Origin of the sequence: Corynebacterium sp. MSK150, from assembly GCF_030229215.1 — a bacterium.
Lineage (GTDB): Bacteria > Actinomycetota > Actinomycetes > Mycobacteriales > Mycobacteriaceae > Corynebacterium.
Genome location: NZ_JASPHM010000006.1, coordinates 84102 through 110591, shown reverse-complemented (window position 1 = coordinate 110591; position 26490 = coordinate 84102). Strand labels below are relative to the sequence as shown.

At 62.7% G+C, this 26490-nt stretch carries 21 protein-coding genes and 1 tRNA gene; 9 read left to right on the top strand and 13 right to left on the bottom strand.

Annotated elements, in window-relative coordinates:
* Positions 1–184 precede the first annotated feature (184 nt).
* Genes purL through purS form a run of 3 tightly spaced genes read right to left on the bottom strand, consistent with a single transcriptional unit; the run spans position 185 to position 3434 of the window.
* Positions 185–2494: a phosphoribosylformylglycinamidine synthase subunit PurL gene (purL, locus tag QP941_RS05455; RefSeq protein WP_284787382.1), complete on the bottom strand. Its 2310-nt coding sequence runs from the start codon at positions 2492–2494 to the stop codon at positions 185–187.
* Between the two features lie 13 nt (positions 2495–2507).
* Entirely contained in the window at positions 2508–3191 is a 684-nt protein-coding gene (gene purQ, locus QP941_RS05450; protein WP_005325791.1) for a phosphoribosylformylglycinamidine synthase subunit PurQ, read from the bottom strand.
* Positions 3192–3434, bottom strand: a complete 243-nt coding sequence (gene purS, locus QP941_RS05445) for a phosphoribosylformylglycinamidine synthase subunit PurS (protein WP_284868284.1) — start codon at positions 3432–3434, stop codon at positions 3192–3194. It lies immediately after the preceding gene.
* A gap of 232 nt (positions 3435–3666) precedes the next feature.
* Here purS and QP941_RS05440 point away from each other — a divergent pair, with 232 nt between their 5' ends.
* Positions 3667–6429 (top strand): ExeM/NucH family extracellular endonuclease, encoded by a 2763-nt coding sequence (locus tag QP941_RS05440; protein ID WP_284868283.1) that lies wholly within the window; start codon positions 3667–3669, stop codon positions 6427–6429.
* A 187-nt stretch (positions 6430–6616) separates the two neighbouring features.
* Here QP941_RS05440 and QP941_RS05435 read toward each other — a convergent pair whose 3' ends face one another.
* The 5 genes from QP941_RS05435 to purD form a co-directional block, all read right to left on the bottom strand.
* On the bottom strand, positions 6617–7300 hold the full coding sequence (locus tag QP941_RS05435) for a DUF2334 domain-containing protein (RefSeq protein WP_284767185.1): 684 nt from the start codon (positions 7298–7300) through the stop codon (positions 6617–6619).
* 56 nt (positions 7301–7356) lie between these two features.
* Complete coding sequence (locus tag QP941_RS05430; protein WP_284868282.1) at positions 7357–9480, bottom strand: S9 family peptidase; 2124 nt, start codon at positions 9478–9480, stop codon at positions 7357–7359.
* A 39-nt stretch (positions 9481–9519) separates the two neighbouring features.
* Positions 9520–10413, bottom strand: a complete 894-nt coding sequence (locus QP941_RS05425; protein WP_284868281.1) for a phosphoribosylaminoimidazolesuccinocarboxamide synthase — start codon at positions 10411–10413, stop codon at positions 9520–9522.
* Positions 10414–10573: 160 nt separating this feature from the next.
* Positions 10574–12004: an adenylosuccinate lyase gene (purB, locus tag QP941_RS05420; RefSeq protein WP_284868280.1), complete on the bottom strand. Its 1431-nt coding sequence runs from the start codon at positions 12002–12004 to the stop codon at positions 10574–10576.
* Between the two features lie 41 nt (positions 12005–12045).
* Entirely contained in the window at positions 12046–13320 is a 1275-nt protein-coding gene (gene purD, locus QP941_RS05415) for a phosphoribosylamine--glycine ligase (RefSeq protein ID WP_284868279.1), read from the bottom strand.
* A 35-nt stretch (positions 13321–13355) separates the two neighbouring features.
* Between purD and QP941_RS05410 the strand changes: the two genes are divergently transcribed.
* The gene (locus QP941_RS05410) at positions 13356–13784 is read left to right on the top strand and encodes an HIT family protein (protein WP_005325778.1); all 429 of its coding nucleotides are present in this window, start codon (positions 13356–13358) and stop codon (positions 13782–13784) included.
* Here the strand turns inward: QP941_RS05410 and QP941_RS05405 are convergent.
* The 3 genes from QP941_RS05405 to QP941_RS05395 form a co-directional block, all read right to left on the bottom strand.
* A complete protein-coding gene (locus QP941_RS05405; RefSeq protein WP_284868303.1) occupies positions 13781–15286 on the bottom strand; it encodes a sensor histidine kinase in 1506 nt (501 codons plus the stop codon). The two genes, QP941_RS05410 and QP941_RS05405, sit on opposite strands and share 4 nt — an antisense overlap.
* 12 nt (positions 15287–15298) lie before the next feature.
* The gene (locus tag QP941_RS05400) at positions 15299–16003 is read right to left on the bottom strand and encodes a response regulator transcription factor (protein ID WP_005325775.1); all 705 of its coding nucleotides are present in this window, start codon (positions 16001–16003) and stop codon (positions 15299–15301) included.
* Between the two features lie 186 nt (positions 16004–16189).
* Positions 16190–17935 carry a pyruvate dehydrogenase gene (locus tag QP941_RS05395; protein WP_284868278.1) on the bottom strand — a complete coding sequence of 582 codons (1746 nt, stop codon included), beginning with the start codon at positions 17933–17935 and terminating at the stop codon, positions 16190–16192.
* 172 nt (positions 17936–18107) lie between these two features.
* Here QP941_RS05395 and QP941_RS05390 point away from each other — a divergent pair, with 172 nt between their 5' ends.
* Together QP941_RS05390 and QP941_RS05385 are read left to right on the top strand one after the other, a co-directional pair.
* Positions 18108–19619 carry an MFS transporter gene (locus tag QP941_RS05390; RefSeq protein ID WP_284868277.1) on the top strand — a complete coding sequence of 504 codons (1512 nt, stop codon included), beginning with the start codon at positions 18108–18110 and terminating at the stop codon, positions 19617–19619.
* Entirely contained in the window at positions 19585–20139 is a 555-nt protein-coding gene (locus QP941_RS05385; RefSeq protein WP_284868276.1) for a TetR family transcriptional regulator, read from the top strand. The genes QP941_RS05390 and QP941_RS05385 overlap by 35 nt, the downstream gene beginning before the upstream one ends.
* A 28-nt stretch (positions 20140–20167) precedes the next feature.
* Here QP941_RS05385 and QP941_RS05380 read toward each other — a convergent pair.
* A tRNA-Thr gene (locus tag QP941_RS05380) sits at positions 20168–20240 on the bottom strand.
* A 150-nt stretch (positions 20241–20390) separates the two neighbouring features.
* Between QP941_RS05380 and thrE the strand changes: the two genes are divergently transcribed.
* The 5 genes from thrE (at position 20391) to otsB (ending at position 25361) form a co-directional block, all read left to right on the top strand.
* Entirely contained in the window at positions 20391–22127 is a 1737-nt protein-coding gene (thrE, locus tag QP941_RS05375; protein ID WP_284868275.1) for a threonine/serine exporter ThrE, read from the top strand.
* A gap of 86 nt (positions 22128–22213) precedes the next feature.
* The gene (locus QP941_RS05370; RefSeq protein ID WP_005325749.1) at positions 22214–22585 is read left to right on the top strand and encodes a hypothetical protein; all 372 of its coding nucleotides are present in this window, start codon (positions 22214–22216) and stop codon (positions 22583–22585) included.
* Between the two features lie 14 nt (positions 22586–22599).
* Positions 22600–24042 (top strand): alpha,alpha-trehalose-phosphate synthase (UDP-forming), encoded by a 1443-nt coding sequence (locus QP941_RS05365; RefSeq protein ID WP_284868274.1) that lies wholly within the window; start codon positions 22600–22602, stop codon positions 24040–24042.
* A complete protein-coding gene (locus tag QP941_RS05360) occupies positions 24042–24560 on the top strand; it encodes an META domain-containing protein (RefSeq protein WP_284868273.1) in 519 nt (172 codons plus the stop codon). The genes QP941_RS05365 and QP941_RS05360 overlap by 1 nt, the downstream gene beginning before the upstream one ends.
* An 18-nt stretch (positions 24561–24578) precedes the next feature.
* The gene (gene otsB / locus QP941_RS05355; RefSeq protein ID WP_284868272.1) at positions 24579–25361 is read left to right on the top strand and encodes a trehalose-phosphatase; all 783 of its coding nucleotides are present in this window, start codon (positions 24579–24581) and stop codon (positions 25359–25361) included.
* Here otsB and QP941_RS05350 read toward each other — a convergent pair.
* Positions 25358–26455, bottom strand: coding sequence for a LacI family DNA-binding transcriptional regulator (locus QP941_RS05350; RefSeq protein ID WP_239278214.1), 1098 nt, complete (start codon positions 26453–26455; stop codon positions 25358–25360). The two genes, otsB and QP941_RS05350, sit on opposite strands and share 4 nt — an antisense overlap.
* Between the last annotated feature and the right edge of the window lie 35 nt (positions 26456–26490).

Below are 26490 nucleotides of genomic sequence, written 5' to 3'. Positions count from 1 at the left end.
CCCACGGTAGGCCGTTGACGTTAAGAAAAGGTTGCCTGAAAGGGAAATATTTGAAAAGAATTCGTCCCGACGCTGTTCTTAATAAGGCCGAGCCTTGTCCCTGCTCCTAACGAGCTAAAAAGCCCGGCCGAAGCCGGGCTTTCCGCATTGTCGCTTAGTTGCGTTTGTCCATCGCCGAGAGTTTTTACTCCACTACGGAGTTAGCGCCCACGGCGTGGTCGAAGAGGTCCGGCAGGGTGGCGGACCAAGCGGAGACCAGCTGGGAGATGGCGACGGACTCGCCGCCGAGGGTGAGGGCGCCGGTTTCGGTGGTCTCACCAACGATGGCGGCTGGGATGCCCAGCTCACCGGCGCGGGCGAGGACCTGATCGGCGCGGTCGGCGGTGGTGGCCACGAGCACGCGGGAGGCGGACTCGGAGAAGGCGGCGACAAACTCGTCCTCGTGGACCGCGGTGAGGTCCAGGTTGAGGCCGAGGCCGGCGCCGTCGGCAGTAGCACCGGCGCGCTTAGCCATCTCAAAGGCGGTGACAGCGAGGCCGCCCTCAGAGATATCGTGTGCCGCGGTGAGCAGCTCATTGCCGTGGAAGAACTCGGCCAGGCGCTTCTCGTTGGCCATGTCCACCTGCGGCGGCAGACCATTGAGCGAGGAAGCATCGGAGGTATCGGCGCTGACCTGCTGCCAGATAGAGCCGCCGAACTCGTCCTTGGTCTCACCCAGGGCAATGAGAACTTCCTTCTCGCCCACGGTGCCCAGCTCGTTGCCGATGGCCTTGTGTACGTCATCGATAACGCCCAGCACGCCCACCACTGGGGTGGGCAGGATCGGCTCTTCGCCGGTCTGGTTGTAGAAGGAGACGTTGCCGCCGGAGACGGGGATGGAAAGCTCCACGGCGGCGTCGGCAAGCCCATGCACAGACTCGCGGAACTGCCACATAACGTCGGGGTTCTCCGGGGAGCCGTAGTTCAGGCAGTTGGTGATCGCGACGGGCTTGGCGCCGGTGACGGCGACGTTGCGGTAGGCCTCAGCCAGCGCGAGGCGGGCGCCCATATTCGGATCCAGCTTGGTGTAGCGGCCGGACGCATCGGCAGAAACGGCCACGCCGCGGCCGGTCTCCTCATCGATGCGCAGGACGCCGGCGTCCGCGTGGTGGGACTGGACGGTATTGCCGCGCACGTAGCGGTCATACTGGTTCATGATGAAATCGCGCGAGCACAGCGCCGGGGAGGACACGAGCTTCTGCAGGGACTCAACCAGGCCGCGCTTGTCGGTGCCCTGGTACTTCTGCAGCTCGTCCTGCCACTCCGGGCGGGCATACGGGCGGTCATACTCCGGAGCCTCGTCTGCAATGGTGCCGGCTGGGGCATCCACGACGACCTCGCCCTGGTGGCGGATGACCAGGTGGTTACCCTCAGTGACCTCGCCGATCTCGGCACAGGTGACGTCCCAGTGCTCGCAGATTTCGCGGAACTTCGCCACGTTCTCCGGAGCCACAACGGCGCACATGCGCTCCTGGGACTCGGAGGCGAGGATCTCGGCCGCGGTCATATTCTGCGCGCGCAGCGGCACGTTATCGAGGTTGACCTCCATGCCTCCATCGCCGGAGGCAGCCAGCTCGGAGGTAGCGCAGGCCAGGCCCGCGCCGCCCAAGTCCTGAATGCCAACGACCACGCCGGCGTGGTAGAGGTCCAGGCAGCACTCAATGAGGACCTTCTCCGCGAAGGGATCGCCCACCTGCACGGCCGGCAGCTTGCGCTCGGCGCCGTCCTCGAAGGTATCGGAGGCCAGCACGGACACGCCACCGATGCCATCCAGACCGGTGCGGGAGCCGAAGAGCATGACCTTGTTGCCCTTGCCGGACGCAAAGGCCAGCTTCAGGTCATCAACCTTGAGGGTGCCCACGCACAGGGCGTTGACCAGCGGGTTACCCGCATAGGTCTCATCAAAGACGGTCTCGCCGCCAATATTGGGCAGGCCCAGGGAGTTGCCGTAGCCACCAATACCGGAAACAACGCCGGGCAGGACGCGCTTGGTATCGGGGGCGTCGGCAGGCCCAAAGCGCAGTTGGTCCATCACGGCAATCGGGCGAGCGCCCATGGCCATGATGTCGCGGACGATGCCGCCCACGCCGGTGGCCGCACCCTGGTAAGGCTCCACGTAGGAGGGGTGGTTGTGGGACTCCACGCGGAAGGTCACCGCATTGCCGTCTCCGATGTCTACCACGCCAGCATTCTCACCAATGCCGGCGAGGATCTTCTCCCCCATCTCCTCGGTCATGGTCTCACCAAAGTAACGCAGATGCGTCTTGGACGACTTATAGGAGCAGTGCTCGGACCACATGACGGAGTACATGGTCAGCTCCGCATCGGTGGGGCGACGGCCCAGGATGTCATGGATGCGCTGGTATTCGTCATCCTTCAGGCCGAGTTCCGCGTAGGGCTGCTGCTCGTCCGGGGTGGACTGTGCCTTTTCTACGGTGTCATTATGAACGGTCATGAAAATGGCCTCCTTAAACCGCCGGCGCCTGGGCGACGGCCTTGATGGCGGATACGAAAAGTCCCAGTCCGTCGGTGGATGGGCCGGTTAGCGTGTCAATGGCGTGCTCGGGGTGCGGCATGAGGCCCACAATGCGGCCGGACTCATCGCTCACACCGGCGATGCCGTTGACGGAACCGTTGTAATTATCGGTGTAGCGGAAGACCACGCGGCCCTCGCCCTCGATGCGGGCGATGTCATCATCGCCGGCTTGGAAGCGGCCCTCGCCGTGCTTGGCCGGCACCAGGATCTTCTGGCCCTGCTCAAACTCGCTGGTCCACGCGGTGGTGGAATTGGCCACCTCGAGGTAGGTATCGGTGCAGTGGAAGTGCAGGCCCTTATTGCGGGTCAGCGCGCCTGGCAGCAGGCCCGCCTCGGTAAGGATCTGGAAGCCATTGCAGATGCCAAGCACCGGCATGCCCTGCTTCGCACGATCAATAACGGACTGCATCACCGGCGCGAGCGCGGAAATGGCGCCCGAGCGCAGGTAGTCACCATAAGAAAAACCGCCCGGCACTACTACCGCATCCACGCCGTGCAGATCGGTATCTGCGTGCCAGAGGCTTTTGACCTCTGCGCCGGCGGTGCGGGCAGCGCGAGCGGCATCCACATCATCCAGGGTTCCGGGGAAAGTGATTACTCCGATTGTGGCGGTCACTTACTTGACCTCCAGCCCAACAACCTCGTAGTCCTCGATGACGGTATTGGCCAGCAGCGTGGCGGCTACCTTATCTAGGTCATCTGCGGTAACGGAGTCATCGACCTCGATTTCGAAGCGCTTTCCCTGGCGCACATCGCTGACACCGGATACCCCGATGCGACCCAGCGCGCGGACGACGGCTTGGCCCTGCGGATCCAGAATTTCCGCCTTGGGCATGACATTGACAACTACACGAGCCATGAAATATTTGCCTTACTGTATGGGGCTTTGGTCTGCGCGGCTTAGTTTAGTTGGCACCCCCGCCTTTTACCTAGACTCACCCCCGCAGTGTGGGTTTCACCCCGGTTGAGCAAACTCTACGTGAACCCCAAACGACGCTCTGGCAAACTTCGGCGTGCGCTCCAGCCTGGCCCGGCGCGGTGCTCTACTAATAGACGACGCACACTGTCGCTCTCTTTTTAAGGTTGAATCTATGTCTTCTCGCCGCCTGGGCGCGCTGGCACTTGCCACCGCCTTGTCTTCTGTTGCACTTGCCGTTCCTACCGCCACGGCCGCCACCGATGGCTCCGCCGCAGTCATCTCCGAGGTCTACGGGGGAGGCGGCAATAAGGGTGCTGCCTTTACCCATGACTTCATCGAGCTCTATAACCCCACCGATGCCCCGATTGACCTGACGGGCTACACCGTGGAGTACTTCTCCGCCTCCGGCAATACCGGCGGCAAGGTGGAGCTTTCCGGCACCATCGCGCCGCACGGCTACTTCCTGGTGCAGGGCGCGGCCGGCAATGGCGCGGGCGAGGCCCTGCCTGCCCCAGATGCCGAGGGCAGCCTCAACATGTCCGGTTCCAAAGGCTCCGTGCAGCTTGCCGACGCCACCGGTACCCCCATCGATACCATCGGCTACGGCGCCGCTTCCCTCAAGGAAAGCACCGCCGCCGCGGGCCTGTCCAATACCAAATCCGCCTCCCGCGACGCCGAGGGCACCGATACCGATGACAACGCCGCCGACTTCACCACCGGAGCACCTACCCCGACCAACTCCGGTAACGAGGCCCCCACCCCGCAGCCCGAGGAGCTGGTCGAGCCCGAGCAGCCGGCTCCCGAGGGGGTCACCGCCATCGCCGATATCCAAGGCACCGGCGCCGAATCCCCATTCAAGGACCAGACCGTGGCCACCGAGGGCGTCGTCACCGGCGTGTGGTCCGAAGGTGGACTCAATGGCTTCACCATTCAGACCGGTGGTACTGGCAACGAGGCCACCGATGCCTCCCAGGCCATCTTCGTCTACATGGGTAACAAACCAGCCGATCAGTACCCTGCCCTTGAGGATTCCGTCGAGGTAACCGGCAAGGTCTCCGAATTCTATGGCTCCACCCAGCTCACCGCCTCCGCGGTCACGCAGCTCGATACCCCGCTGGAGAAGGTCACCCCGCTCAAGGTAGACCACCTTCCCGATGGCAACGAGGCCCGCGAGCCCTTCGAGCACATGCTCATCCAGCCAGGCGAGCACACCGTGACCAATAACTATTCGCTCAACCAGTACGGCGAGGTGGGCCTCGCCCCGGGCAAGGAAGCCTTCCGCCAGCCTTCCGATATCTTCTCCCCCTCCACGGATCCCAACTCCGATATCCAGAAGCTCACCAAGGACAATGCCGATAAGCTGGTCACCCTGGACGATGGCCGCACCCGCGACTATCTCAAGACCGACCAGAACACCCCACTGCCTTATATCGCCCAGGATGATGCCCAGACCATCAAATCCCTGCGCACCACCGACACCGTGTCCTTCCAGCACCCGGTCATCGTGGGCTTCTCTCATGAGCAGTGGCGCTTCCAGCCCACCACCCCGGTCACCGGCAATACCAAGGGCGCAGACCTGCCCATCTCTTGGGAGGACTCCCGCGAGGCCGAGCTACACGCCATCGATGACGTCAAGGGCGAGTACACCATCGGCGCCTTCAATGTGCTGAACTACTTCACCTCCTTGGGCGAGGAATTTGGCGGCAGCGCCTACACCGACCGCGAGGGCAATAAGGTCACCGTCAACCGCGGTAAGACCCGCGGCGCCTACACCAAATCGGCCTTGGAAGACCAGGAGCGCAAGATCGTCGCCGCCATCAACGGCCTCGATGCCGACGTCATCGGCCTTTCCGAAATCGAAGATGGCTACGCCGTCACCGGTGACTTCGCCCAGCGCGATAAGGCCCTCAAGCACCTGACGGAAAAGCTCAACGAGGCCGCCGGCTCCGACAAGTGGGCCTTCGTCCCCTCCCCGTCCCAGGACGCCGTACCGGACTCCCCGGATGTCATCCGTACCGCGTTCATCTACCACAAGGATGTAGTCAAGCCCGTCGGTGAATCCCGCATCTTCCAGGATGATCGCTTCACCGGCACCGCCCGCGAACCGCTTGCCCAGGAATTCCAGCCGCTGAAGGAGGGCGAGGAATCCTTCGTTGCCGTGGCCAACCACTTCAAGTCCAAGGGCTCGGTAGCCAAGGGCGACGCCGATTCCGGCGACGGCCAAGGCAATAACCCGAACGTCCGCAACGCACAGGCCCAGGCCGTCCTCGATGCCCTGCACAAGCAGGAGGACTGGAAGGACAAGCCGCTATTCGCCCTGGGTGATTTCAATACCTACACCCACGAGACCGCACTCGATGTCTTCCGCAACGATGGTTTCACCGTCCCTGCCGAAAAGTACGAGGCTGACCCCTCCTACCAGTTCTCCGGCCTGCTCGGCACCCTCGATCACGTGCTGGCCAATAAGGTTGCCACCGGCACGCTTGACGACGCCCAAGTCTGGAACATCAACGCCGACGAACCCGTCGCCTTCGAATACTCCCGCCGCAACTACAACATCGTGGACTTCTACGATGACTCCCCATTCCGCGCCTCCGACCACGACCCGGTCAAGGTCGGCTTCACCCTCGGCGCGGACGACTCCGCCAGCCAGCCGGATGCCCCTTCAGACAAGCCTTCCGATGAACCAGGTAAGCCAGAGGACAAGCCCTCCGAGAACCCTTCTGAAAAGCCGAATAAGCCTGCCTCCGGCTCTAGCTCCAGCACCAGCTCCGTGGGAGCAGGCATCGCCGCCGCCATCGCGGCCATCGCCGGCCTTGTCGCCATCCCTGGTTTCCTTGCCGTAACCGGCAACCTCCAGAAGGCCATCCCGGCCCCCATCTGGGTCATGCTCCCAAAGGAAGTGAAGAACTTCATCACTAGCCTGCAGCGCTAATTACCCATTAGCCCTAGCCCCGCATGCTTCGGAGGAAGACTCCCTAGCGGCGGGGCCCTTTTGTCATTTCACGACTTTCGTCCATATAAACCACCGCAACCGTCGACGGAAATAGGCGTTTATATGGACGAAAATCGCGAAGCTGTGCTTGTTGCTCCGCGGAGCCTCTGACGAGGGAATGCGCGGGCTATTTTGAAAGGTAAGCGCCGTAGTCGGCAGGGGTCGCGCCGGCGTTGATGGCCCGATCGGCGGCTTTGACAAAAGCATTGATTACCTTGCGGTCATCCAGGTTGCGTCCGGAAACCGAAAGGCGGACCGTATTGCCACGTTGGGCGGAGCGCTCAGCAGCGCGAATAATGTTCTTTCGCCACCACTTGGCGGAACCAAAGCCTTCACCAAAAGAAAGGTTGCGGGCCTGGTGGAACTTACCAGAATTTATCTGGAGAATACCGCGGGTAGAGGCGGCTACCTCAAACTTGAACTGCGGCAAGACCTGCAAGGTACCGGGCGACATGCGCCAGCGTGGGGGCGCGAAGATGGTGGGCTCGAAGCCGATCTTGGCCATCTGGCGGGTAGCTCCGGCGAGGCGCAGCTTCGCCTCGTGCGAATCGAGGTTGGCGAATTCTGCGCGGCGGCCCTGCACCGATCGATCAAAACCGTTCAGGATAAGAACGCGGCCGGCATCGGCTTGGTCTTGGAGCCACTTCTTGGTGTCTTTGTCTTTGGCGAGGTGCCAGTTGCCGTCAATATGCGGGGCAATCAGCAGGGAAACAGGAATCTCCTCCCGATCAAGGATCGAGAGGAGCCGGCTAGCCTGCTTCCGTGTGTCATCAAAGATGCTGGAGATAGATACCAGAAGGTGGCCATTCATAAGGAAAATTATCGCACAGGAATTCAGGATTCGCGCGTTGGCCCCCTATCCAGGTTTTACTTCTCCAAGCCGGTGGCCTTGTTGATGGTCCACGCATACTCGAAGGCGTTCTGGCGCCACTTTTCATAGCGGCCAGACACGCCGCCATGGCCTGCTGCCATTTCGGTCTTGAGCAAGAACTCGCCGCCGGTGGCCGTCGTTCGCAGCTGGGCGATCCACTTGGCCGGCTCAACGTAGAGTACGCGAGTGTCATTGAGCGAGGTGATAGCCAGAATGTCCGGGTAGTCCTTAGCCTCGATATTTTCATACGGCGAGTAGGACTTCATGTAGTCATAGACCTCCGGATCGTGGTACGGGTCGCCCCACTCTTCCCATTCAGGGACCGTGAGTGGAAGCTCTGGCATGAGGATAGAGGTCAGCGGATCCACGAACGGCACGACGGCCTGGATAGCGGTGAAGCGATCCGGGGCCATATTGGCAATCGCGCCCATGAGCATGCCACCGGCCGAGCCGCCCTCGGCTACCATCTGATCCGCGGTGGTCACGCCGCGGGCGATGAGGTCATCGGCGACATCGATGAAATCGGTGAAAGTGTTCTTCTTCTTGAGCATCTTTCCGTCGTCGTACCAGGTGCGGCCCATCTCGCCGCCACCGCGGACATGGGCCACGGCGAAGATCATGCCGCGATCCATAAGAGACAGGCGGGTAACGGAGAAGGCCGGATCCACGCTGACCTCATAAGAACCGTAACCATAGAGCAGGGTCGGATTCGGCTGGGTGCGGTCGAGGTCGGCGCGGTGAACAATGGATACGGGGATGTCGGTGCCGTCGGCAGCCGTGGTCCACATGCGGTAGGCCACGTAGTCATCCAGGTTATAACCGCCGGGAACCTCTTGCTCCTTGAGCAGGGTAAATTCGCCGGTATCCACGCGGTAATCAAAGAGCTGGGAGGGCTGGGTGAAAGACACGTAGCTCACGCGCAGCACCGGTGCGTCCCACTCGGGGTTGCCGGATACCGACACGGTGAAGAGTTCTTCGTCGAAGTTGAGCTCTTCGAATTCGCTAAAGCCGTCGTTCACGCGCATGATGGCGGCACGGCCGATGCCGCCGCGGCGGTAGCCCACCACAATCTGATCGCGGTAGGTGTCCACGCCCTCGATGCGGGTGGTTTCCTCGTGCGGCAAGAGCGCCGGCAGGTCGCGTAGGGTGGGCAGCTCATCCTTGGCCTTGGTATAGCCGACCTCGAAATTGGGGCCATTGGCGTTGTGGGTGACAATCCAGTAATCCTCGCCCTTAACGACGGCGTGGTCGACGTCGTAGTCCACGCCAGATTCGCGCTCCCACAGCAGGCGGAATTCGCCCTCGGGGTTGTCTTCCTCGAGGACCCATACCTCAGAAGTCACCTTGGAGCTCACGCCAAGGAAGAGATATTTATCGGAGCGAGCGCTTCCGATACCAACATTGAAGTGCTCGTCTTCTTCCTTGAATACCCGCACGTCTTCGGACTGCGCGGTGCCAACCTTATGTCGCCAGATGGCGTCAGGGCGCCATGCCTCGTCGACGGTCGTGTAAAAGATATAGCCGTCGCCGGCCCAGGTGGCGCCGTAGAAGATGCCCTTGAGGTGGTCGTCGAGAAGCGCGCCGCTTTCCAAGTCCTTAATATAGAGCTCAAAGCGCTCGTCGCCGGCGAAGTCCACGGAATAGGCCAGGTAGCGGCCGGAATCAGAGATGGAGGCCGCGCCGAGGGCAAAGAAGTCCTTGCCCTCCGCCAGCGCGTTGGCGTCGAGGATGATCTCCTCGCCTTCCGGGGTGCCTTCCTCTGGGATAACCGGGGCAGTCCATGGGTCAGCCCCCTCCTCTACCGGGAGCCGGCAAGAGTAGCCGTAGCTCTTGCCCTCCTCAGTGCGGCCGTAGTACCAGTAATCGCCGCGGCGAGAAGGCACGGACATATCGGTTTGCTTGATGCGGGACTTAATCTCCTGGAAGATATTCTCCGTCATCTCATCCAAGTGCGCGGTTTTCGCCTTGGTGTAATCATTTTCTGCGTTGAGGTAATCCAGGGTTTCCTGGGATTCCTTATCGCGCAGCCACTCGTAGTTATCCACGAACTCGCGTCCGTGGAAGGAACGGGTCACGGGGTGAACGGCGGCCACGGGGGCGGAAAGATTCTCGTTGCTCATGCCGCCCCACTGTACGCGTGGCGCCCCGTAGAGCGAGAGCTAGGCCTCAGGCGAAAGGAAGTCCGCGAAGCGCTCGCCGGAAAGCCGCTCGTAGGCCTCGATGTAGCGCAGGCGGGTGGCGGAAACGACGTCATCGGGAAGCTGGGGCGGAGTGCCGTCGGCGGCTTGGTCCCACCCGGAGGCGTCGGAAGTCAGCCAATTGCGCACGTATTGCTTGTCGAAGGACGGCTGGACCTCGCCCTCCACGTAAGAATCGGCCGGCCAGTAGCGAGAGGAATCTGGGGTCAGGACCTCATCGGCCAGCACGAGGGTGCCGTCTTGGTCTAGGCCGAACTCAAACTTGGTATCGGCGAGGATGATGCCCTTCTCCTCCGCAAGCGCGGCGGCCTCGGAGTAGATGCGGAGGGTGGCCGCGCGCAGCTCCTCGGCGCGCTCGGCGCCCAGCTTGTCCACCACGAAGTCGAAGGAGACGTTCTCATCGTGCTCGCCTTGTTCCGCCTTGGTGGCCGGGGTGAAGATGGGCTCGGGCAGGCGGGAAGCCTCAACCAGGCCCTCCGGCAGCTCGATACCGCACACGGTGCCGTTGGCCTTGTACTCCTTCAGGCCGGAACCGGTGAGGAAGCCGCGGGCCACGCACTCGAAGGGCAGCATATCCAGCTTCTTGACCACCATCGCGCGGCCGAGGCACTCGGCGGGGATGCGCTCATCATCGAGCGGGCCGGCCAGGTGGTTGGGGAAATCGATGGAGTCGAAGAAGAACTTCGAGGTTGCGGTCAGCACGCGGCCCTTGTCCGGGATGACCGGTTCGAGGGCGTGGTCGTAAGCCGAGATGCGGTCCGAGACCACCATCAACAGGGTGTTCTCGTCTACATCGTAGATATCGCGGACCTTGCCGGAGGCAAGATGGTTATAAGAAGAAAGCTCAGGACGCATGACTTTCATTCTAGCGCTCAGGGGTAGCGAGCACGTTTCGATCAAATAAGCCCCGAGATCCGCGCGGGATTCGGGGACTATTTGATCGAAATGCGAAAAAGGAGGGCGCACTGCGACAAGGGCGCACTGCGAAAGGAAAGCGCGCCCAGCGAGGCTCGCTTTAGAGGATCTCGCCCGGGGTATAGGCCGCGGCCTTGGGGTGCTCGCCTACTAGGGCGTTGATGCGGTTGAGCACCTGGCTGACCTGGGACTCGGCGGCACCGATGAAGGCGTGCTTATCGGCCAGGGCAGCCTCGAGGTCGGACTCGTCCATGGGCAGGCGGTCATCGGCGGCGAGGCGTTGGACTAGGTCCTGCTCGCCGCCGTTTTCGCGCATATTGAGCGCAACGGCGACCGCGTTTTCCTTGATGACCTCGTGGGCGGTCTCGCGGCCCACGCCGGCGCGCACAGCCGCCATGAGGATGCGGGTAGTGGCCAGGAAGGGCAGGTAGCGCTCCAGTTCGCGGTCGATCATGGCGGGGAAGGCGCCGAACTCGTCGAGAACGGTGAGGAAGGTTTCGAATTGGCCGTCGAGGGCGAAGAAGGCGTCGGGAAGCGCGACGCGGCGGACGACGGAGCAGAAGACATCGCCCTCGTTCCACTGCTGTCCAGCGAGGTCCGCAGCCATGGTGAGGTAGCCGCGGAGGATGACCTGCAGGCCGCCGACGCGCTCGCAGGAACGGGCGTTCATCTTATGCGGCATAGCAGAGGAGCCAACCTGGCCCTCCTTGAAGCCCTCGGTGACGGTCTCGTTGCCGGCCATCAAGCGGATGGTGGTGGCCAGCGAAGACGGGGCAGCGCCGAGCTCCACTAGGGCGGAGATGGCGTCGAAGTCGAGGGAGCGCGGGTAGACCTGGCCCACGGAATTGAAGATGCGGTGGAAGCCTAGGTAATCCGCGATGGCCGTCTCCAGGGAGGCGAGCTTGTCCTCGGAGCCGCCCATGAGATCGAGCATGTCCTGGGAGGTGCCCATCGGGCCCTTGATGCCGCGCAGCGGGTAACGGCCGAGGAGGTCTTCGACGCGCTCGATGGCCAGCAGCATCTCATCGCCGGCCGTAGCGAAGCGCTTGCCCAGGGTGGTGGCCTGCGCGGCCACGTTGTGGGAGCGGCCCGCCATGACCAGGGACTGGTACTCGGCGGCGTGGCGGCCGATGCGGGAGACCACGGCGATGGCCTTATCGCGGATGATCTCCAGCGAGGTGTGGATCTGCAGCTGCTCCACGTTCTCGGTGAGATCGCGGCTGGTCATGCCCTTGTGAATGTGCTCATAGCCGGCCAGCGCATTGAATTCCTCAATGCGGGCCTTCACATCGTGGCGGGTGACGCGCTCGCGCTCCGCGATGGACTCGAGGTTCACGTCCTCCACCACGGCCTCGTAGGCATCGATGGCCTTGGTGGGGATATCTACGCCCAGATCCTTCTGGGCGCGCATGACCGCGATCCAGAGCTTGCGCTCCAAGATGATTTTATGCTCCGGGCTCCAGATATTGGACAGCTCCTCGGAGGCATAGCGGGAGGACAGGACGTTGGAAATCTTCTTCTTTTCAGCCACGTGGCTATTATTCCATGCCTGCCCCGCCGCGGGGTGAAGGGTTAGAGAGAAATCTCACCGTCTTCTGCTCGCTTGCCGATGTCCCGGCGCACAAAGCCACCCGCAAACTCGATGCCGTCGACGGTGGCGTAGGCGTCTGCGCGGGCGTCGGCAAGCGTGGCACCCTTGCCCAGCACGCTGAGCACGCGGCCGCCCGCGGTGCGGTAGGCGCCATCGGTATGCACGGTGCCGGCATGGAGGACGCGCTGCGGATCGTCCAAGACGGCGCCAGAGATGGCATCGCCCTTGCGCGGGGAAGCCGGGTAGCCCTCGGCCGCCATGACGATGATGACGGCGAAGCCATCCTCCCACTCCAGCGGCGGGAGTTCGGAGAGGGTGCCAGTGGCCGTGGCGTTAAGGGCCTCAGCCAGCGGGGACTTGAGCAGGGAGAGCACTGCCTGGGTCTCTGGGTCGCCGAAGCGGCAGTTGAACTCGACTACGGCCGGGCCTTCTTCGCCCCAGGCCAGGCCGGCGTAGAGCAGACCGGAATAAGGGGTGCCGCGGCGCGCCATCTCCTTGGCCACAGGGGTGCAGACCTCGTCCACGATGCGCTGCACGCCGTCCTCCGGCAGCCACGGCAGCGGGGTGTAGGCGCCCATGCCACCGGTATTGGGGCCCTCGTCGTTGTCATAGGCACGCTTGTGATCCTGGGCCGGCAGCAGTGGGACGACGGTCTCGCCATCGACTAAGCAGAAGAGCGAGACTTCAGGGCCGTCGAGGAAGGATTCCAGCAGCACCGGGTTGCCGGCCGCGAGGACGGCATCGATATGAGCACGGGCGGCGGCGCGGTCCGGGGTGACTACGACACCCTTGCCGCCGGCCAGGCCATCGTCTTTGACCACGAACTGCGGGCCAAAGCGGTCGAGGGCGGCTTCAATGTCGTCCTCGGTGGAGCCCGGGCGCAGCTGCTCCGCGCGGGCGGTCTTGACACCGGCGGACTCCATGACGTCCTTGGCAAAGGCCTTGGATCCCTCGATCTGGGCTGCGTCTTTGCTGGGGCCGAAGACAGCGATGCCGGCCGCGCGCAGGGCATCGGCCACGCCGGCGACGAGGGGAACCTCAGGGCCGATGACAACGAGGTCCGCGGCGATGCTCTGGGCGAGCTCCACCATGCGATCAGCGTCATCTACCTGGGAGTAATCCGGGTGGACGGTAGCGAGGGCGGACATGGCCGCGCTGCCCGGCGCGGCGTGAATTTCGGTGCTCTTAGGGTCGGCGGACAGGCCCTTGACAAGGGCGTGTTCACGGCCGCCCGAACCAATTACGAGAATGCGCATGCCCACCATCATAACCAGCGGGTAGCCTGGCACACATGGCTTCTGTATTTACAAAGATCATTAATGGTGAACTACCCGCTCGCTTTGTCTACCGCGATGAGACCTGCGTGGCTTTCCTCTCCATCGAGCCGCTGCGCTACGGCCATACCCTGGTCGTGCCCATCGAGGAAGTAGATAAGTGGACCGACCTGGATCCACAGACCTGGGCCCACCTCAACGAGGTCGCCCTGGAAATCGGCGGCGCTATCAAGACCGCGTTTGATACCCCGCGCACCGGCTACATCATCGCTGGATTCGATGTCCCGCATACCCATATCCACCTCTTCCCCACCGAGAAGATGGAAGAGTATGACTTTGCCAAGGCCTTCGACGCTGAGAACACCGATGATGCCGCGATGGATGAGGCGGCCGCCCGCATCCGTCAGCACCTCGGCTGCAACGAGGAAGGCATTCGGGAGGACTAGGGCTCAGAGGGGGCGTCGGCAAGCGCGGGCAGGCGCACCGTAAAGGTGGTTCCGCGGCCGAGCTCGGAGTCGACGCTAATGCTGCCACCGTGCTGCTCCACCAGGGAGTGGACGATGGCTAAGCCCAGGCCGGAGCCGCCCGTATCGCGGGTGCGCGAGGTATCCGCGCGGTAAAAGCGCTCGAAGATGTGTGCCGCATCTTCCTGGGACATACCCTTGCCGTCATCGCTGACATCGACTAGCACGTCATTGGCCTCGCGGCGCAGGCGCAGCGTCACGGTCGCATCCTCGCCGCCGTGGCGGATGCCGTTGGTCACTAGGTTGAGCAGCACCTGGTGCAGGCGGCTGGCATCGCCATTGACCACCGGGATGGATTTGGCGTCGTTGGCCACCTCAATCTCGCGGCCGGGGAAGGCCGCGCGCGCGGAAGAGCCCACGGACAGGGCCAGTTCCAGTAGGTCCACTGGGCGCAGGTCTAGGCGCGTGCCTTCAGCGCGGGTGAGGGCCAGCAGGTCCTCCACCAGCAAGGACATGCGCTTGGACTCATCGTCGATCTTGGAAAAGACTAGGTCCACGTCCTTGGTGGCCCCGGAGCGATAGAGCTCGGTATAGCCGCGCAGGCTAGTCAGCGGCGTGCGCAGCTCATGCGAAGCATCGCCGACGAAGCGACGCATCTGTTCCTCTTTCTCCTGCGCGCGCACGACGGAGCGCTGCAGCTGACCCAACATGATATTGAGCGCGGCAGCCAGCTGGCCCACCTCCGTGTGCAGCGGCCACTTGGGCACGCGTTTGTCTAGGTCGCCTGCCGCGATTTGCGATGCCGTCTTTTCCACCACCCGCAGCGGCCGCAACGCCCTGCGAATAAACCAGAAACCTACGGCCGCAATGGCGGCCAAAGCAATGGCAGCAATGGTCACCTGCACCATGGCTAGGCCGTGCAGGATTTCTTTTTCATGGGTCATGTCCTTAGCAATGACCGTGATGACGCCATTGGAATCCGCGAAGGCGAGCGCGCGCCACTTGGTGTTGTTCTCGATGGAACCCACGGTGGTGGGGTAGCCTCCGAGCGGGATATTCTCCGCATTCGGGGTGGTTGACGATGGTCCCGAGTAGCGGATGGTGCCATCGGGCAGGTAGTTCAACACCACGTATTCGGTAGGCGGGCGCTTGGTGTGATCGCCGATGAAGAAGTCATTGCTGATATCGCGCGCCCAAGTAGTCGACGCGGAGCGCAGCTCATCATCAACGTTATTGAACAGGACGTTGCGCATGATGGAATTCACCGCAAAGGACGAGCCCGTAATGCCGAGCCCGGAGACCACGACGAGGAGGATGACCAGCCACGTCCGCAGCGGCATTGCCTGCGGAATCTGGGAAAACATTCGCCGCTTGGAGGACTTTTCCTCCCCTTCGCCTTGCCCCAGGCCCTCAAGCCACATGGACTGCGGGCGCGCCGCCGCCGGTGCAGGCGCCTGGCCCTGGGTCTCCTGTGAATCTTCCATCACTTAAGCACTTTAGGAGCGCGGGGTGCGCAGTACATAACCCACGCCGCGCACGGTGTGGATCAGCTGCGTCTCGCCGGTATCGATCTTGCGGCGCAGGTAAGAGATATAGGACTCGACCACGTTGCCATCGCCGCCGAAATCGTAGTGCCACACATTGTCCAAAATTTTGGACTTGGACAGCACCACTTCCTTGTTCTGCATGAGGTAGCGCAGGAGGTTGAACTCGGTGGGAGAAAGTTCGATGAGCTCGCCGGCCTTGGTGACCTCATGGGTGTCATCATTGAGCGTCAGATCCGCATAGCTCATGGTGGCATCGTTGGTCGATTCTTCCGCCGCGCCGCCGCGGCGCATGATGACGCGCAGGCGGGTGATCACTTCTTCCAGGCTAAATGGCTTTGTCACGTAATCATCCGCGCCGATGGTCAGGCCGTGGATGCGCTGGTCCACACCGTCCTTAGCGGTGAGGTAGAGCACCGGCCCGTCCAAGCCTTCTTGGCGCAGCTTGCCCAGCAGCTCGAAGCCATCCATGCCCGGCATCATGACGTCCAGGATGTAGGCATCAGGGTTTACTTCGCGGGCAATGCGCAGCGCCTCGTTGCCGGAATTGGCGCTGTACACCTCGAAGTTCTGGAACTTCAGCGATACGGTGAGTAGCTCCACAATATTGGGTTCGTCATCGACGACAAGAACCTTGGCGAGTTTGGTGTCTTCCATGTTCTCCTCAGATCCCCTTAAAGGTTGTGATTTTCTAACACGTCATCATGGCACGCTTGCTTTCCAGCCTACTGAAGAGTTTCTGCCTGAATCCTGTGAACGTGAGTACTCGGCCTGGTCGGGGTAAAAGAAAACCACACCCCTCCTTAGGTGAGGAAGGGCGTGGTAGCTAGCGCAGCGCGCTATTTAGAAGTCCTGCGGGCGTGGGATGTTGCGCAGGTTGGACTTTGCCATGGTGATCATCTGGCCAACGCCACCGTCCAGAACGGTGCGGGTGGCAGCCTTGGAGAAGCCCATGAGCTGCTCGATGGTCAACGTCGGTGGCAGGGAGAGGGCGTTGGGGTCAGTAACGACGTCGATAAGAGCCGGGCCGTTATAAGCCAGCGCCTTCTTGATCTGCTCCGGTGCGTCCTTCGGATCCTCGATGCGGAAGTGCTTGATGCCGGAAGCTTCTGCAATCTTGGCGTAGTTGACGGACTCGTGGTCGGTCTCGTGCTCCGGCAGACCCTGCACCAGCATCTCCAGCTTGACCATGCCCAAAGAAGAATTGTTGAACACGAACATCTTGATAGGCAGGTTGTGCAGCTTCACGGTGAGCAGCTCACCCATCAGCATGGACAGTCCGCCATCACCGGAGAAGGTGATGACCTGGCGGCCCGGGTTAGCAGCCTGTGCACCCAGTGCCTGTGGCAGGGCGTTAGCCATGGTGCCGTGGCGGAAGGAGCCGATCTGCTCGCGCTTGCCGTTAGCGGTGATGTAGCGAGCGCCCCACACGTTGCACATGCCGGTATCGACGGTGAAGATGGCATCCTCATCGGCGTTCTTGTCAATGAGGTCAGCAACGTACTCCGGGTGGATCGGGGTGTGCTTGTCCACGTTGGAGGTATAAGCCTCAACGACGTGCTCCAGCTTGCCGTAGTGCTTCTTGAGCATCTTATCCAGGAAGGAGCGGTCTTTCTTCTCATCCACGTGCGGCAAGATGTTCTCGATGGTGGCGGCTACGTCACCGGTGACCGGGTAGGAAATCTTGGTGCGGCGACCGATGTGGGAGCCGTTGATGTCTACCTGCGCCACGTTGGCATCTGGCAGGAAGTCGTTGTACGGGAAGTCGGTACCCAACAGGATGAGCAGGTCAGCCTCGTGGGTGGCCTCGTGTGCCGCACCGTAGCCCAGCAGGCCGTTCATGCCTACGTCGAACGGGTTCTCGTACTGGATGTACATCTTGCCGCCCAGGGCGTGGCCGATGGGAGCCTTGATCTTCTCCGCCAGCTTGAGCACCTGCTCACGGGCGTCCTTGACGCCGGCACCGACGAAGAGGGTGACGGACTTAGCCTCGTTGATGGCCTGGGTCAGGGCAGCGGCCTCGGCCGGATCCGGGAAGACGACCGGGCGGCCGGTAGAGATCTTGGACTCGACGAAGGAGTCATCCTCGGCGTCCTGCATGGAGACGTCACCCGGGATAACGAGGACGGATACGCCGTTGCCGGCCATGCTGGACTGGATGGCGTGGTGCAGGACAACGCCGCCCTGCTCAGCGGAGTTGACCATCTCGCAGTAGCCAGAGCACTCCTGGAAGATTGCCTCTGGGTGGGTCTCCTGGAAGAACTTGGAGCCGATCTGGCGGGATGGGATGTGGGAAGCCAGTGCCAGCACCTTGGCGCCGTTGCGGTGGGCGTCGTACAGGCCCTGAATCAGGTGGGTATTGCCCGGGCCGCAGGATGCGGCACATACGGCCAGCTTGCCGGTGGTCAGGGAATCTGCCTCAGCAGCGAAGGCTGCTGCTTCCTCGTTGCGGACGTGAATCCACTCGATGGAGGAGCGACGAACGGCATCCACGATCGGGTTCAGGGAGTCACCGACGAGGCCATAAATGCGCTCGACACCCTGCTTTTCCAGGGTGTCAACTAGCTGTTCTGCATAGTTACGTGCCATTAAAAATCATCCTTAACTCTTAATTGGTGTTAATACCACTGTGCTACTTAGGCCGCAGGAAAGTCCACTCATCTCCTATACACTCACACACTGCGCCCAGCTGTGAGGAAGGCAATACTAACCTATCTTCGGATGTAAACTGTAACGACCGTTCGGTACTGTTTACTGCGCTATGAGTATCCACCCGCCCCGCGCACAAGACCACACCGCTGCGACCTCCACGGCCGCCCAGCGGTGGTCTTTCTGCGCCGTCATCTCTCTGGGGTTACTCATGGTTGGGCTGGATAATTCCATCCTCTACACCGCATTGCCGCAGCTGTCGCAGCAATTGCACACCACCGATACCCAGCAGCTCTGGATTATCAACGCCTACGCGTTGGTGCTCTCCGGCCTCCTTCTTGGCGCCGGCACACTGGGCGATCGCACCGGCCACCGGCGGATGTTCCTCATCGGCTTGGCCGTCTTCGGCGGCGCTTCCCTGCTCGCCGCTTTTTCCCCCAGCGCTTGGACGCTGGTTTTAGGCCGCGCCTTCTTGGGCTGCGGCGCCGCCATCATGATGCCGTCGAGCCTTGCGCTTCTCCGCCTGACCTTTCCCGATGAGGTGGAGCGCAATACGGCCATTGGCATCTGGGGTTCTGTCGCCGTCATCGGCGCGGCGGCTGGCCCTACCGTGGGCGGCTTCTTTTTGGAGCATTTCTGGTGGGGCTCGGTCTTTTTGCTCAATGTCCCAGTTGTGGTCGTGGCCATTGCGCTGACCTTGCTCCTTGCCCCACCAAACGCTCCGAACCCCCATAAACACTGGGACTTCCCCTCGTCCCTGTATTCCCTAATCACTCTCACCAGCCTGGTGCTGGCCATTAAATCCCTGGCAGACAATTGGCCGGTGAGTGCCACCGCAGGCATCGTCTTCATCTGCGGCGCGCTCGCCTTTGGCCGCCGCCAGGCTCGCTTGTCAGATCCCCTGCTGACCTTCGATATCTTTGGCTCCCGCATCTTCAGCGGCGGGGCCCTAACGGCCGGCGGCGCCATGTTCGGTCTCGCCGGCCTGGAGCTGCTGAGTACCCAAAAGCTGCAGCTTGTCGACGCCCTCTCACCCCTCCACGCCGGCCTCATCATCTCCGCCATGGCGCTCTCTGCCATCCCTACCTCCATCCTGGGAGGTGCCACCTTGCATCGCGTGGGGTTCCTCCCACTCATTAGCGGCGGATTCTTGCTCATGGCTGCCGGCATGGCCCTGGTGGTGGTGAGCCGGGGTGAGACGCTTCCCCTACTTGTCTCCGCCTTAGTACTCACCGGCCTAGGCGCGGGCCTGGCCATGTCCGTGTCCTCCACCGCCATCATCAATGCCGCGCCCCTTCATCGCACGGGCATGGCCTCGGGTGTAGAAGCGGTCTCCTATGAATTCGGCACCCTGATCTCCATTGCACTAACCGGCACCCTTGTGCCGCTGCTCATGGCCCGTGAACTGCCGCCACACCTCGCAGAACTGGGAACCGACGCACTGCATCACCCCGCTTCCCACGCGGCCGCCGCGAGCGCCTACAATGCCGGATATCTTTCCACCATCGGCGGCCTAGCCTGCTTCGCCTTGCTCCTAGCCGCGATAACCGCTTGGTGTTTCCGCGATAACCCCAAATCAGGAGATCCCTATGCCGCGACTCAACAAAAAGGCTGCAGCCCTTGAAGCTGCGCTCGATATCATCGCCGCCGAGGACGTCTCTGGCCTTACCTACGACTCCCTGGCGCAAGCGACCGGCATGTCCAAGTCTGGACTCATTTATCACTTCCCTACCCGCCACGACTTGCTCGTAGACTGCCATCGGTTTTGCGCCGCACGCTGGGAAACAGAACTCGAGCGCCTGGCCGGCGGCCACCCGGCAAGCGAGCTCAGCTGGGCCGAGCGCTCCCGAGCGCTCGTATTGTCTATGGGCAAGAACGACCCGCTCATCCAACTTTTGATGTGCGTACATTCCCAGACCCATCCGGATTTTTCCGCCCAGTGGGCCGAGGTGGATGCGCGCTGGATGGTCGATCCTTCCGCCGCCGAGACGGACGAGGATGATCTGCTGGTCATGCTTCTTAGTACCGGCCTGTGGGTGCACGATCACCTCAACCAGCGCAAGCTGTCCCCCGCTAATCGCCAGCGCATGGTCGACCGGCTTTTTCGGCTTATTGACGCCCCCTCAAAAACCACCGAAGGCTAGGCCCGCACCGGGGCCCAGCCTCCTTTTGAGCTGGAGACGAGACTTGAACTCGCAACCTACGCATTACAAGTGCGTTGCGCTACCAATTGCGCCACTCCAGCACCGCGGGAGAAATCCCGCTCGTTGCATAGTACCCGAGCACCAGCGCCGAGGGGAAAGCGGTCCCCCATCTATGCATTGACAGGGTGCAGGGGCTAAAGTTCAGGCAGAATCTTTCCCACATTCCCAGCGCTTTTTCGAGGGTTATTTCCGTGTCATTTTTGTCCGCTATGCGGGAGCGCCTGCGCGCTTCCTCGGGCCAGGTAGCCATCATCGACGCGGCTAAAGCCGCACCGCCGCCATCACCACTCGCCCCGGTCGATCTGACCGACGCCGCCCAGGTCACCGGCGTTATGGAGATCGCCGCTCGCATTGGTGAAATCCTCATCGGAGCCGGCACCGCCAACTCGGATGCGCGCGCCCAGGTGCACCTAGCAGCGTCGTCGTATGGCTTGCACTACTGCCACGTGGACATCTTGATGAATACCATCACCATCCACACCACCATCGGCACCGGTGAGCGGCGCCAGAACCTGCACGTCTTCCGCGTGGTGCCGAGCATTGGCGTGGATTTTTCCAAGCTCGCGGCCGTCGATAAGCTCATTCGCTCCATCCATTCCGGCCAGATGCCGCCGGCCATGGCGGAGCAACGCCTCGACGAGATTGACCGCATGCCCGCGCCCTATAGACCGTCCACGGTCATGCTCGGCTGGGGCGCGATGGGTGGCCTGATTTCCATGATGCTTGGCGGTGATCTGCTCGTCGGCGTAGTGGCGTTTGTGGTATCCGCGTTCATCATGGGCTTGAACGCCTGGTTGGCAAATTACCGCCTGCCGCCCTTTTATCAGAATGTGGTCGGCGGCTTTTTCGCCGTCTTCCCGGCCGCCATTTTGTACAATGTCGCGGCCTCCTTCGGCATTAATTTCTCGCCCGCGCAGATCATTGCCTCCGGCATCATCGTGCTGGTGGCGGGACTGACGTTGGTGCAATCGCTTGTCGACGGCATCACGCGTGCCCCCGTCACCTCTTCCGCCCGCTTCTTTGAGGCGCTGCTATCTACCGGCGCCATCATCGCTGGCGTGGGCGTGGGCATCCAGCTGGCCGATTCGCTGGGCTTTAACCTGCCGCCGCTGGCCACGCTGGCCCCGCCGGTTTACCACGAAATTCCGCTGCTAGTGCTACTTGGCGGTACCGGTTCTGCCGCCTTTGCGCTGGCCTGCGGCGCGGCCTGGATTGAGGTCACCATGTCTGGTCTTACGGCCGCGGCCGGCATGATTTTCTATTACTTCGTGGTGGTGCCCTTCGGCGTCGGCCCGGTGATTGCCTCTGGTCTTTCCGCAGTGGTCGTCGGCCTGGCCGGCGGTTTGATGTCGCGCCGTTGGGGAATCCCGCCGCTTATCACCATGATCGTGGGCTATACGCCGATGCTGCCCGGCCTCATGCTCTACCGCGGCATGTACGCCTCGCTCAATGAGCAGATGATTACCGGCTTTACCAATATGGCAACGGCGCTGGCTATTTCCGGCGCGCTGGCCGCCGGCGTGGTGCTGGGCGAGCGCGTGGCCCGCCGCCTGCGTCGCCCGCAGTATTTCCGCCCTTACTCCGCCTTTAAGCGCATCGGCCGCTTCTCCTTCCATAAGGCCACGCACTTGGCCCGCAAGGCCCCGCGCATCCCGCGTGTGCCGATGTCCCCGTTTGCCCCGCGCGTCAATCGCCCGGAGCTACCACCGAAGCTCGGGCCGAAACCACCGCAGCAGCACCCGCGCCACGAGGTCCAAAGCCATGCGCCACACGCCCGCTCGGCCGCGGACCTGTGGCCGGAGGATTCCCAGTGGCCGGCGCAGCCGCAGCAGCGCGAGAAGACCACCTATACCGTGCCCGGCACCGAAACGTTTCAATCCCAGAAACCGGAGCAGCCAGGCACCGAATCCGGACCCGAGAGGCCCTAAACGCCGCCGGTAGCGTACAATATTTGCTCTGATAGCTTTTCTTGCAAGCGCTTAAGTAGTTTCCACAACGTTCAGGAGGACACGTCGTGCCACCCAAGGTCCAAGACACCCACCCACAGGCTGACCAGAATCACGCCCTTGAGGAGGAGACCTCCCGCGCAGCCCGCCGCATCGTGGCCACCTATGCGCAGGACTTTCTCGACGGCGTGACCCTGATGTCCATGCTGGGCGTGGAGCCAAAGGGCCTAGTGCACAAGAAGGTGCTGGCGGAGCAGGCCGATGCCGCTCCAAAGAAGTCGACCAAGAAATCCAGCAAGAAGTCCACGAAGAAGTCGACTAAGAAGTCCACCAAGAAATCGACGAAGAAGTCAACCAAGAAGGCTACAAAGAAGGCCACCAAAAAGGCGACGAAGAAGGCCTCCAAGAAGGCAACGAAGAAGTCCACGAAGAAGTCTTAAGTTATTCTTGCACCATGAGTGAGCATGGCAATGACTTCGTGGTGGTGGCCAACCGCCTGCCGGTAGATCTGGAAACCCAGCCTGATGGTAGCCATGCCTGGACGCCCTCGCCGGGCGGTCTGGTCACCGCTTTGTCTCCAGTCCTCGAATCGCACCAGGGCTGCTGGGTGGGCTGGCCCGGTGTGGCCGATGCCGCACCAGAGCCCTTCCGCACCGATACCGGCGTGCTGCTGCACCCAGTCAAGCTCACCGAGTCCGATTTCGAGGGCTTTTACGAAGGTTTTTCTAATGCCACCCTGTGGCCGCTCTACCACGATCTCATCGTCACCCCTACCTATGACCGCGATTGGTGGCACGCCTATCGCGAGGTCAACCTGCGTTTTGCAGACGAGGTAGACGAGGTCGCCGCCGAGGGCGCCACCGTATGGGTACAGGACTACCAGCTGCAGCTTTTGCCTGGCATCCTGCGCCAGAAGCGCCCGGATCTCACCATCGGATTCTTCCTGCACATCCCCTTCCCTTCTGCCGATCTCTTCCGCCAGCTGCCCTGGCGCGAGGAGCTCGTGCGCGGGCTACTTGGCGCGGATCTCATCGGCTTCCACTTGGAGGCCAATGCCCGCAACTTCTTGGAGCTTGCCCGCCGCCAGGGCCTCGACGTGGAAGGCGAGGCTAGTACCCGCGAGGTCACCGCGCATATTCGCCTGCCGCAAGGGCGCACCATTGGCGTGGGAGCCTTCCCCATTTCCATCGCAGCAAAGGACTTTGCCGCATTCACTGGGGAGGAGAAAGGGGACGTCGCCAAGCTGCGCGAAGAGCTGGGCTCACCCCAGCGCATTATTTTGGGCGTGGACCGGCTCGATTACACCAAAGGCATCCTGCAGCGGCTGACTGCCTTCGAGGAGCTGCTGGACACCGGCGCGCTCGACCCAGAAGAGGTAACGCTGGTGCAGCTCGCCACGCCGTCGCGCGAGCGCCTCGACCATTACAAGGCCACCCGCTCCAAGGTGGAAGAAGCCGTTGGCCGCATCAACGGGCGCTTTGCCCGCGTGGGCCACCCGGTGGTGCACTACCAGCACCGCGGCGTGGCCAAGAGCCTCCTGCGCTGCTACTACCGCATGGCCGATGTCATGCTGGTCACCCCCTTCAAAGACGGCATGAACCTGGTGGCCAAGGAATACGTGGCCTGCCACGACGATGGCTCGGGCGCGCTGGTGCTTTCCGAGTTCGCCGGCGCGGCCGATGAGCTCAGCCAGGCCTACCTGTGCAATCCTTTCGATATCGAGTCCGTCAAGGCCGCCTTGCTCAATGCGCTCAAGGCGCTTGACGACGCCCCCTCGGCAATGACCCAGCGCATGCTCACCATGCACCAGCAGGTCACCGAGCACGACGTGCAACTATGGTCCCAGTCCTTCCTGGGCTGCCTGCGCCAGGTCGAAGAACAGGAGGCGGACGCATAATGTCTCGCTTTACCCGCCTGGCCGCAGCGCCCATTGCCGCGACCTGTGCCGCCGCATTACTGGCCGGCTGTGGTTCCGGCGACGAGGAGCCCCAAGCCCCCGGCGATGAGCAGATCCTGGATAAGCAGTGGCAGGTAGTCTCCATCAACACCACCCCGGATGCCGCCTCCACCATCCCGGAATCCATCCCGCAGGCGCCCACGTTGAGCTTTGGCCAATCCACGATGGTAGGCACCACCGGGTGCGCCCAAATGGTGGGCAAGGTGACCTATTCCGCCGATGATGAGCGCCAAAACATCCGCGAGGGCAACCGTCTCCACTTTGATGAGGTGGAGTTTGACGAGACCGCCGAGGATTGCCACGGCGCGTCCGTGTGGGCAGATAACCTGCTGCGCAACCTGATTTCCGCGGACCACGATTTCCACTACACCGTCAATTCCAATAACCAATTGGTCTTGGAAATGGTCACCGATGAGGTGGACTCGCCGTCTCTTAAGTTGGTTTCCCTGGGTGGTTAATTGCGTAGGCTATAAGCTATGACGCTTTCAACTGCCATCAAAGCCCTTGCCGCCGCCGAGCACCTCGCGGTGGTGTCGGATTTCGACGGCACGCTCTCCCCCTTCGCCACGGCTATCTATGAGGTCGAGATGAACCAGGAATCACTGCGTGCCCTGGATAAACTGGCCCACCTGCCGCACACCACCGCGGCCGTGCTCTCCGGCCGCCACCTGGAAGGCCTGCAGCGCGTGTGCCCGCTGCGAGAGCCCGTCCTCTTCGGCGGCTCCCACGGCGCCGAATCCTCGTGGGAGGACACGGAACTGACCCCCGCGATGCGCGAGCACCTCGCCACCAAGGAAGCCGAGATCCGCGCGATCATGGAGCGCTTCCCCGGCGCGGACATCGAGGTCAAGCCCTTCCAGCGCGTTCTGCACCTGCGCGCGCTCGAAGATTCCGATCCAGAAGCTGCCGCCCAAGCCTACGAAGCCGCCCTCGCACTCGATCCGGGCGGCTTCCCCCGCACGGCCGGCAAGTCCGTGGTGGAATTCTCCGCCACCCAGGCCACCAAGGGCACGTGGATTGAGAACTTGCGCGAGCGCACCGGAGCCACCGCCGTGGTCTTCTTGGGCGATGACGTCACCGATGAGGACGGTTTCCGCGCCCTGCACCAGCCGCCAGACGTTGGCGTCAAGGTCGGCGAGGGCGAGACCGCGGCCGTAGTGCAGCTTGCCGACGTCGACGCCGTCGCCCACTTCCTCACCGAACTCGCCGCCGCCCGCGCGGCCCATGTCAGCCGCCCCAACAACGGCGGCGCTGCCTAGCGCGGCGGCGCCACCGTCCGCCCGGCAGCGAAGCTGGTCTGCAGCACGCGCCGTAGCACCGCAGTTTCGCCTGCGCCCGATTCCTCTGTGCCCGCGATGAGTTTGGCAAGCATGTGGCCGGCGGCCGCGCCCTTGGCCTTATTGGGTTGGACGATCGTCGTCAAGCCAAGGCGCTGCGCCGCATCAATGCCGTCGAAGCCGGTAACGGATAACTCACCGGGGACGTCGATGCCCCGCTCGCGCGCATAGGTCATCACGCCCAGCGCCATCGAGTCGGTTGTGCACAGGACGGCGGTGAGGTCGGGGTGGGCGTCGAGAAGCAACTGCGCGGCCGCCCGCGTGGTGTGCGCATCGTTGATGTGTTGAGTAACCACGGGCACGGTCTCGGGCGCGATGCCCGCCTGCGCAAAGACGTCCATGGCACCCATGACCCGGGCGCGCTGCACGTGCATATCGGCGCCCTGCAGCTCACCCCACGAAATGGGGCCATCGTGGCGCTCGCGTTTGAGGCGAATCGCCAGCACGCCGATCTTGCGGTGGCCGGCCTCCACCAGCGCGCGGGCGGCCGGGGCAATCGCCGCGCGATCATCGATGCCCACGAACGGCAGGCCCGAATCCGTCGGCTGATCGCAGACCACCACCGGCAGCCCACGGCCGCGCGCCGCCTCGAGGTAGGCATCCCCGGCCGCCACGGAATAGACCACAAAGCCATCCACCGCGGCCGCGCCCACCAAGCTGGCGGCCTCCGCTTCACCCTCCGGACCGGCCGGGATAAGGGTGAGCGTAGTCTGCGCGCCGGCCGAGGCTTCTGCCATGCCAGCCAGGAAATCCACCGAGGCCATGTCCTCGAAGGCATAGGACAGGTGCTCGGTCAGCAGCACGCCCACTGAGCCCGCGCGGCGAGTACGCAGGCTGCGGGCCGTGGGGTCCGGACCGGGATACCCCCGCGCCTTCGCCGCCGCCAGGATGCGCTCGCGCGTTGCGGCCGAAAGCTGGTCCGGCCGGCTATAGGCATTGGATACCGTCGTGCGCGAAACACCCAGTTCGGCGGCCAGCGAGGCTAGCGTCTTGCGGGTGGGGCTGCGTTTCACCATGGCCGCAAGCATACCCCGCGGCCGTGTTTTCAATA

Excerpts from the sequence above, each read along its gene's own strand:
- QP941_RS05365 (WP_284868274.1), top strand. The coding sequence starts at position 22,600 with ATGAGTGAGCATGGCAATGACTTCGTGGTGGTGGCCAACCGCCTGCCG.
- QP941_RS05390 (WP_284868277.1), top strand. The coding sequence starts at position 18,108 with ATGAGTATCCACCCGCCCCGCGCACAAGACCACACCGCTGCGACCTCC.
- purD (WP_284868279.1), bottom strand. The coding sequence starts at position 13,320 with ATGCGCATTCTCGTAATTGGTTCGGGCGGCCGTGAACACGCCCTTGTC.
- QP941_RS05430 (WP_284868282.1), bottom strand. The coding sequence starts at position 9,480 with ATGAGCAACGAGAATCTTTCCGCCCCCGTGGCCGCCGTTCACCCCGTG.
- otsB (WP_284868272.1), top strand. The coding sequence starts at position 24,579 with ATGACGCTTTCAACTGCCATCAAAGCCCTTGCCGCCGCCGAGCACCTC.
- QP941_RS05405 (WP_284868303.1), bottom strand. The coding sequence starts at position 15,286 with ATGGAAGATTCACAGGAGACCCAGGGCCAGGCGCCTGCACCGGCGGCG.
- QP941_RS05350 (WP_239278214.1), bottom strand. The coding sequence starts at position 26,455 with ATGGTGAAACGCAGCCCCACCCGCAAGACGCTAGCCTCGCTGGCCGCC.
- purS (WP_284868284.1), bottom strand. The coding sequence starts at position 3,434 with ATGGCTCGTGTAGTTGTCAATGTCATGCCCAAGGCGGAAATTCTGGAT.
- QP941_RS05440 (WP_284868283.1), top strand. The coding sequence starts at position 3,667 with ATGTCTTCTCGCCGCCTGGGCGCGCTGGCACTTGCCACCGCCTTGTCT.
- QP941_RS05400 (WP_005325775.1), bottom strand. The coding sequence starts at position 16,003 with ATGGAAGACACCAAACTCGCCAAGGTTCTTGTCGTCGATGACGAACCC.
- QP941_RS05360 (WP_284868273.1), top strand. The coding sequence starts at position 24,042 with ATGTCTCGCTTTACCCGCCTGGCCGCAGCGCCCATTGCCGCGACCTGT.
- QP941_RS05410 (WP_005325778.1), top strand. The coding sequence starts at position 13,356 with ATGGCTTCTGTATTTACAAAGATCATTAATGGTGAACTACCCGCTCGC.
- QP941_RS05395 (WP_284868278.1), bottom strand. The coding sequence starts at position 17,935 with ATGGCACGTAACTATGCAGAACAGCTAGTTGACACCCTGGAAAAGCAG.
- purL (WP_284787382.1), bottom strand. The coding sequence starts at position 2,494 with ATGACCGTTCATAATGACACCGTAGAAAAGGCACAGTCCACCCCGGAC.
- QP941_RS05425 (WP_284868281.1), bottom strand. The coding sequence starts at position 10,413 with ATGCGTCCTGAGCTTTCTTCTTATAACCATCTTGCCTCCGGCAAGGTC.
- QP941_RS05385 (WP_284868276.1), top strand. The coding sequence starts at position 19,585 with ATGCCGCGACTCAACAAAAAGGCTGCAGCCCTTGAAGCTGCGCTCGAT.
- QP941_RS05435 (WP_284767185.1), bottom strand. The coding sequence starts at position 7,300 with ATGAATGGCCACCTTCTGGTATCTATCTCCAGCATCTTTGATGACACA.